General features: G+C 38.9%; 1 protein-coding gene and 1 pseudogene. One reads left to right on the forward strand and one right to left on the reverse strand.

The window, feature by feature from the left end; all coding sequences use genetic code 11:
• Positions 1-367: pseudogene (locus AC1DPZ_RS27170) on the reverse strand (hypothetical protein); the annotation flags it as partial.
• Between the two features lie 177 nt (positions 368-544).
• On the opposite strand from AC1DPZ_RS27170, the gene AC1DPZ_RS27175 reads away from it, so the two are divergent.
• Positions 545-1,423 (forward strand): dicarboxylate/amino acid:cation symporter (locus AC1DPZ_RS27175; protein ID WP_477409394.1); only part of this gene is annotated, 879 nt, incomplete at its 3' end.

Consider the following 1,423-nt stretch of genomic DNA (forward strand, 5'->3'; position numbering starts at 1 on the left):
GTTTGTAGGATGTTCGCCTGTCGGCATATTCAAGGTAATTGCTGCAAAAATTCAGCAAAAGCTCTATCTCAGCTCCCTTTGATCCTGTGAACTTAGTGTATTTACTAAGTAATCTTAAAATTTTACGCATGCCCTTAGCCGCATGGTAGCTTAAAGCCGGCAGTTGACTGAACATAAACCCAGCTTCGGCTTTTACTTTTTCAATAAAAGCTGCCTCATCATAGGCTTCAAATAACAGGTAAGCTAATAATTCTTTGTTTTCTTTTTTATAACGTGCTAAACGGAGCAATAACTCGGTTAACTGCTCATGGGGCAGGTGCTGAATCTCTTTCTTTATATGCTGTAATCCGTAGGTAGTAACCGTCATGCTGTGTTAAAGTTGGGCAAAATACTAATTAGAATCAAGATATTTAGCATCAGGAACAAGACAGAACACGCCTGTTGGAAACAAATGGATAAGAAAAGCTTATATTGATTCTGGTCTCTTGATTCCTGGCTCTTAACAGAGTTAAAATTTTGTACTTTTACAGCCTTAATAAAATCGATGAACAAAAAAAGCAAACTAACGCTCTACATTTTTGTAGCCCTTATTTTGGGTGTAATAATGGGATATATTTACAATACTAATGTAATTAATACCATAAATGCCAACATCAGCACCTCCGAGGCTGCTATAAAAAACATCGATAAAAGCCTGCTTGCATCTACAGATACAACAACCGAAGTTTTTAAAAATCTAAAATTGCAACGCAAAGCTGAAGTGAAGAAGCAGCAGGACAACAGCGAATTGCGCGAAGGTAAGCTGGAGCCCTTTAATATTTTAAGCAAGATATTCCTCAACCTTATAAAAATGATAGTAGCCCCCCTGGTGTTTACAACGCTGGTTGTTGGTGTTGCCAAGGTGGGGGATATTAAGGCAGTTGGCAGGATTGGAGGCAAAACCATGCTTTGGTTTATTAGCGCCACATTGATTTCGTTATTATTAGGAATGTTGCTGGTTAATTTGTTTGAGCCCGGTAAAACCATGCACCTGCCATTGCCCGATAGTCATTTAAGTACCGGGATTAAAAAATCTGCTTTATCATTTACGGAGTTTATTGGGCACGTATTCCCTTCAAGTTTTATAAAATCGATGGCTGATAACGAGATATTGCAGATTGTGGTATTCTCCATGTTTTTTGGTATAGCCACGGCAGCGATAGGAGAGCAGGGTAAAATAGTTATTAAAGCTATGGATGCCATTGCTCATGTAATATTAAAAATTACAGGGTATGTAATGAAACTGGCGCCGGTTGCAGTATTCGGTGCTATCACCGCTGTAATTGCTAAACAAGGCCTTGGCGTTTTATCCACTTACGGTATTTTTATCGGCGAATTTTATTTTTCGCTGGTATTGCTGTGGCTGATCATTATACTGGCGCTG

The organism is Mucilaginibacter sp. P4_G9 (assembly GCF_056400985.1).